This window comes from Roseovarius halophilus (ex Wu et al. 2025) (assembly GCF_047086965.1).
In genome coordinates, this window is the sequence record NZ_JBKOTX010000271.1 from 1 (window position 1) to 6,028 (window position 6,028).

Sequence of the window (6,028 nt, forward strand, 5' to 3'; positions counted from 1 at the left end):
GCCTGACGGCCTGACAAACCCCGCCTGAACCGAAACGGGGGTCTGACCCCATTTCGCTTCGCGCAGCAGACCCATTTCGCTTTCGGGCCAGAGCCGTTTCGTTTCGTGGACGTCTGGTTCGCACATCAAGCATCCCCAAGGACATCGCCATGGACGTCACCGACCTGCCGCTCGAGCAGATCATCCCCTATGCGCGCAACCCGCGGAACAACGCCGAGGCCATCACCACGGTTGCGGCCTCGATCCAGGAGTTTGGCTGGCGCCAGCCCATCGTCGTCGATGAGGCGATGGTGGTTCTTGCCGGGCACACGCGGCTCGAGGCCGCGCGCAAGCTGGGGTTTGAGACCGCGCCGGTGCATGTCGCCAAGGGGCTGACAGAGGCCCAGACGCGCGCGTTTCGCATCATGGACAACCGCTCGAGCGAGAATGCCGCGTGGGACAAGGACCTGCTGAACCTCGAACTGGCGGACTTGCTGGAGGCGGATTTTGATCTGGGGCTGACGGGCTTCACCGAGGATGAACTGACCGGGCTGATGTCGAGCCTCGAGGACGGCACGGGTCCGCGGGAGGGCGAGGACGAGGTGCCGGAGACGCCGGAGGACCCGGTCAGTCGCCCTGGCGATCTCTGGGTGCTCGGCAATCACCGGCTGCTCTGTGGCGACAGCACCAGCGAGACGGACGTCCGCCGCCTGATGAATGGCGAGCGCGCGATCCTGTTCGCCACCGACCCGCCGTATCTGGTGGATTACGACGGCTCGAACCACCCGACCCGCAACAAGGACTGGTCGCAGTCCTACGGCAATACCTGGGACGACAGTTCGCAGGGCGCGGAGCTCTACGACGGGTTCATTTCCGCGGCTGTGGCCGAGGCGATCACCGAGGATGCCGCGTGGTATTGCTGGCACGCCTCGCGCCGCCAGGCGATGCTGGAAGCCTGCTGGGAAAAGGCCGGGGCGTTCGTGCATCAGCAGATCATCTGGGTAAAGGACCGCGGCGTCCTGACCCGCTCGCATTACCTGTGGAAGCATGAGCCCTGCTTCATGGGCTGGCGCCGTCCGAACCGCCCGCCAAAGGTGGCCGAGCAAACGCTGCCCTCGACCTGGGAGATGCCGAGTTTCACCAAGGACGAGCGCCCGTACCACCCGACGCCGAAACCGCTCGACGCGTTCGGCATCCCGATGCGCCAGCACGTGGCGCGCGGCGGTGTTTGCTACGAGCCGTTCGCCGGGTCCGGGTCTCAGATCATGGCGGGCGAGGCCAATGGCCGCCGCGTCTTCGCGATGGAGATCAGCCCGGCCTATGTCGATGTCGCGGTGGAGCGATGGCAGGCGGAGACAGGCCGCGAGGCGATCTTGGATGGAGATGGCCGGACTTTCGCAGCCGTGAAGGAAGAGCGGCTGGGCAACAAGGCTGATGCCGCCGCCTGATGGCCGTCTACTACAACGATGCCGAGCCCGCGGCTTTCCTTTCGGAGCCGGGGACGCATACTTGTCAGCCTCTCGCTCGGCTCAGATGCCGTCGAGCTCGCTCTTTAGCACCGTCAGAGGGGTTTCAGCTACCGCTCGTCGACGTTAATTGCAGCGAAGCGTCCCGAAACTATCGGTTCTGCACGTGGTACCGTTGCTACCACGTGTTGTACCAAAGCTATCTGTTCGCCAGCTATTGCCTTGATTGTCCCGCGTAGTGCCAAAGCTGTCCGTCCTATACGTCGAGCCATCACTACCGCGCGTGGTGCCAAAGCTGTCGGTTCGCCAACTATTGCCATTGTTATCACGAGTGGTCCCGAAGCTGTCTGTCCGGTAGGTCGTTCCATCGCTGCAACGTGTGGTCCCGAAGCTGTCTGTTCTGCAGGTAAGCGATTGAGCCAAAACTGGATCAGCGAGCCCCGCCAGAATTCCGAACGCAAGGACGGCACCGACAATTCGAACGAACATGTAAAGTCCCTCTTAATAATTATTTTCCGTCCTCACGGTATCCGAGGATCAGTTCTGAGTCTAGGCATTGTACCCATGAATCGATTCAGTTGGTCGGATCGAATAAGCGGCAGAGCGGTGGGAACTTGACCACGATCATGCCCATTCGGGCAGTGCCGGTATTGGGCTCGCCCGCGACAGCAGCGTACAATGCGGCCGGCAACACCGATGCGAGCCGCAGGACGGTGAAGCTGGTGAACTCGTCGAAGGTGCCGACCCCACCGGGACCGATGCGACGGACGGCGTCTGGCGAGATCCGGACTGGCTCCTCTGCCGCGATGGGTGCTGGAGGCCCGTTGAGCCCGGAACATTCCCGCTGGCTGATGGGCTACCCGGCCGCATGGGGCTCCTGCGGGGCTACGGCAATGCGATCGTGCCGCCGCTCGCGGCGGAGTTCATGACGGCTTTTCTGGAGAGCCTGCCGGAGGGGCTGCGATGAGGCAGACGCGTACCATGTCGATGGTCGAAGCCGTGACGAATGTCGTCGTCGGCTATGTTTTGGCCGTCGCCACGCAGATCGTCGTGTTTCCGTTGTTCGGGATCGAGGCCGCACTTGTCAAGCATCTGGCGATCGGTCTGGCTTTCGTCGGGGTTTCGTTGCTGCGTGGTTATGTACTGCGAAGGGTGTTCGAAACATGGCGGCGCTGTTGACGTGCCGCGAAGGGACGACGCAATTCAGGTGATCCCTGATACATGTAGGCTGCAAACGGAAATTCTGGGCGATACGTTCTTCATTCTGGACTATGCCCCAACAGCCTATCGCCGGCGTGCCAGGTACTCTCGTGTGAATGCAGCGTAGCCCGGTGCGGTGACGCGCAACCGGTCCCGAAGCAGGGCGTGAAGCTCGGGGAGGCGGTGGAATGGAACCTGCGGGGCCAGGTGATGTTCGGCATGATACGGCATGTTCCAGGCCAGTGCCCGAACCGCTCGCGTGGTGAAGGTGGTGCGAGTGTTTTCCAGCATGTCGGCCACCTGCGGACAATCGCCATGTTCGGCGAGTAAATAGAGCCGAAGGGCCGGCTGGCCCAGAAGGCAAGGCACGATCCAGAGCCAGATAACGAGGGGCGACCACAACAGCGTCAGCAAGGCCAGCGCATGGATCGCCAGCAGAATCCGGGCTTCGCGTTCTGCGCGGCTGCGCATTGCAGCGGGCAACCAGGTCGGGGTCTCGCGACCGCATGCAAGGCGGATCAAGAGGGCGACTTGAGCGCGCCAGTAGGGAATCCCGCTGATATGCCACAGCCATTGCGCACGGGTCTCAAGGGGCGGCCCGTCCAGTTCCGGATCGCCTGCGCGATTGGTATGCCGGTGATGGGCGAAGTGGAAAGGGCGGAACCATAAAAAGGGGTTCAGCACCACAAGACCGATCACATGCCCTACAAGATCGCACATGCGGTCACTGGCAAAGGGGGTGCGGTGGGTGCATTCGTGCTGAAGCGTGAACAGGAACACGATCAGCACGCCATGCACAGGCAGCGCCAGCCACCACAGCGGCGGTTGCAGCACGATCAGCGTGCCGGTTGCCATGATCGCGCCCAGATGACCGGCCAGATGCAGCAACCCCGGCGCAGTCGCGCGGATGTTCAACGCAGCGCGCGTCTCGCGGGGCAGATCGGCAATTGGCGTGCTCATACAGCTCCTGTCATGTTAAACGGCATTCCAGCTCAGGGTGCACGTTGCTGGCAAGATCGCCATGCCACGACGATGAATCAAGTGCCTTTTGACCCGAGCGCGCGGCGCGCCACGCCCGGCGTTGGGCGAATTGGCTGATGATTGTGCATCGTGCTGGCCATACATCCGAGCATGATCGTTTCGGAAATCGCCGACCGGCTCGACATTGAAGGTCGCTGATCCTCCCGTGGTGCCGCTGCAGCGTGGTGGGCTGTGACCGCGGTGGTCAGAGATGGTCAGGTTACGGGGCTGTTGACGTTACCGGCCGATCACGTCCGGTGTTCTGCTTCACCGTGTTCCACTATACTCTGCATGCAGCGGAGGTTTCAGCGATGATGACGGATGAACAGAATCACTGGGACGGTGTCTATGAGGCGCGTGCAGAAGATGAACTGACATGGTTCGAAGCGACGCCCGAGGTCTCACTGGATCTCGTGCGAACCTATCTGAAACCGGGCGACGCCTTCATCGACGTCGGAGCGGGGGCCTCGCGTCTGGTGGACGTGCTGCTTGAGGCGGGTCTTGGCCCACTCACCGTGCTGGATCTTTCCGGGGCCTCCCTCGCCGTGAGCAAGCAGCGCCTCGGTCCGCAGAGCGATCACGTGACATGGATTGAGGCTGACATAACGACGTGGAACCCCGACCGGGACTACGCGGTCTGGCATGACCGCGCGGTGTTTCATTTTCTGACCGGGTCCGAAGATCGGGCCGCATACGCGCGCGCCATGTCCGATGCACTCGCCACCGGCGGCATCGCAATCATCGCCACCTTCGCCGATGACGGGCCCGAGATGTGCTCGGGGCTACCGGTGGTTCGCTACGCGCCTGACGATCTGGCGCAGGAACTCGACCGATTGTGTCCGGGCCAGTTCGAGAAGATCGACGCCACACCGCATATGCACATCACGCCGAAGGGCAATCGGCAGAGCTTCCAGTACAGCGTGTTCAGGAAGACGGACCGTTGAGACAATAGCCGCCGCCCTCTTGGGGCGGCGACGTGCAGCGGGCGCGCGCGCGGCGTCAGTCGCGTATGGCGTAGACCCGACCCCGTTCCTCGACCTTCTCGGAGGTGATCGTCAGGCCCAGCTTCTTCTTGAGCGTGCCGGACATGAAGCCCCGCGCGGTATGGGCGGCCCAATTGGTCGCGGCGCTGATCTCATCGATGGTCGCGCCACCCTCGGCGCGCAGCATGGCGATCACGGCCTCCTGCTTGGTGCCCTGCCCGCGCGGGACAGGGGCGGTTGGCGTTTCCGCCGGTGGCATTTCGTCCTGCGCGGCCGTCAAGCCGAGGCCCCGGTAGGCGAGCTGAGTGGCATGCAGGGTGAGCGGTCCACGCGCCTCGTCATGCCGGTAGACGGTGTTGTCGTCGGTGGCTTCGACCTCCTTGACGAGCCCGTGCTTGAGAAGGCTCTTGCAGACGTTGCCGACCGCGCCGCCCTTGAGGTTGGCGGTGATAGGGAAGACGGCCCCGTCCTCGCGCGCGCAGGCGGTGGACAGAATGACGGCTTGGGCGTCGGACAGGTCAATTTGGATCATGGTGGTCTCCGGTGCTTGGGCAACGCGGGCCTGCGCCGCCTCCTACCGGGTCAAGCCCGCCATGATCGCGGGCTGTTTGAGATGCCGGGTCGGACAGATCACCCGGCGTAGGAGTTCTGTTCCACCATGGCGAGGACGGCGGCGGCCATGCCGCCCAGGTATTCGCTGCGGCGGAAGACGATTTCGTCGATGTGAGTTGCGTCGGTGATGGTGGGGTCGACGGCAAGATCGGCGGCCATCTGGGGCAGGAGGTCGCGGGCCGCGGCGTTGTAGCGTTCTGCGATGGTCATCTCGGTGGGGCCTTGCTGCGTCGCCTCGTGCAGTCAGGGTCGCTCCACCAGGCGGCCAAATCCAGCAAAATCGCAGCAATGCCATGGCGTAATCGCAAGCGCAGGGATCATCATATGTCCTCGGCGAGCCAACCCATCGGCGTGATTGCCAAACTGCTCGATCTCTCGGAGCGGCGGGTGCAGCAGCTCAGCCGCGAGGGGGTTATCCCGAAGGCGGAGCGCGGCCAGTACGATCTCATCGGATCGGTGCGTGGCTATGTCCTGTATCTGCGGGACCAGGCGAGCAAGGCGCAGGCCGGTGCCCCGGACTATGCGGCGGAGCGGGCGCGGTTCATTCGGGCGCGGGCAAACCTTGCCGAGATGGACGCCGCGCAAAAACGCCGCGCGCTGATTGCGGCGGACCAGATCGAGGCCGCCTGGATCGCGGTGCTTGCGCTTTTGCGAACGCGCCTGCTGGCACTGCCAGACCGGTTGGCCCCACAGGCCTTTGACCAATCCACTGTCGGAGACACCCGGAACCTGATCCGCGCCGCGATCCGCGAGGTGCTCGATGATCTC

7 protein-coding genes are annotated in these 6,028 nt (G+C 63.6%); 4 read left to right on the forward strand and 3 right to left on the reverse strand.

Annotation, left to right across the window (positions count from 1 at the left end; genetic code table 11):
- Positions 1-149: 149 nt before the first annotated feature.
- A complete protein-coding gene (locus ACH107_RS29205; RefSeq protein ID WP_412509226.1) occupies positions 150-1,427 on the forward strand; it encodes a DNA modification methylase in 1,278 nt (425 codons plus the stop codon).
- A gap of 981 nt (positions 1,428-2,408) precedes the next feature.
- Positions 2,409-2,624: a hypothetical protein gene (locus ACH107_RS29210; RefSeq protein WP_412509227.1), complete on the forward strand. Its 216-nt coding sequence runs from the start codon at positions 2,409-2,411 to the stop codon at positions 2,622-2,624.
- 105 nt (positions 2,625-2,729) lie between these two features.
- Here ACH107_RS29210 and ACH107_RS29215 read toward each other — a convergent pair whose 3' ends face one another.
- On the reverse strand, positions 2,730-3,560 hold the full coding sequence (locus ACH107_RS29215) for a fatty acid desaturase (protein ID WP_412509228.1): 831 nt from the start codon (positions 3,558-3,560) through the stop codon (positions 2,730-2,732).
- Positions 3,561-3,976: 416 nt separating this feature from the next.
- Between ACH107_RS29215 and ACH107_RS29220 the strand changes: the two genes are divergently transcribed.
- Positions 3,977-4,609 carry a class I SAM-dependent methyltransferase gene (locus tag ACH107_RS29220; RefSeq protein ID WP_412509229.1) on the forward strand — a complete coding sequence of 211 codons (633 nt, stop codon included), beginning with the start codon at positions 3,977-3,979 and terminating at the stop codon, positions 4,607-4,609.
- Between the two features lie 55 nt (positions 4,610-4,664).
- Here ACH107_RS29220 and ACH107_RS29225 read toward each other — a convergent pair whose 3' ends face one another.
- Together ACH107_RS29225 and ACH107_RS29230 are read right to left on the reverse strand one after the other, a co-directional pair.
- Positions 4,665-5,180, reverse strand: a complete 516-nt coding sequence (locus ACH107_RS29225) for a DUF3489 domain-containing protein (protein WP_412509230.1) — start codon at positions 5,178-5,180, stop codon at positions 4,665-4,667.
- Positions 5,181-5,278: 98 nt separating this feature from the next.
- Positions 5,279-5,470 (reverse strand): hypothetical protein, encoded by a 192-nt coding sequence (locus ACH107_RS29230; RefSeq protein ID WP_412509231.1) that lies wholly within the window; start codon positions 5,468-5,470, stop codon positions 5,279-5,281.
- Positions 5,471-5,482: 12 nt separating this feature from the next.
- Between ACH107_RS29230 and ACH107_RS29235 the strand changes: the two genes are divergently transcribed.
- The coding region (locus tag ACH107_RS29235) for a hypothetical protein (RefSeq protein ID WP_412509232.1) at positions 5,483-6,028 on the forward strand (546 nt) is incomplete at its 3' end.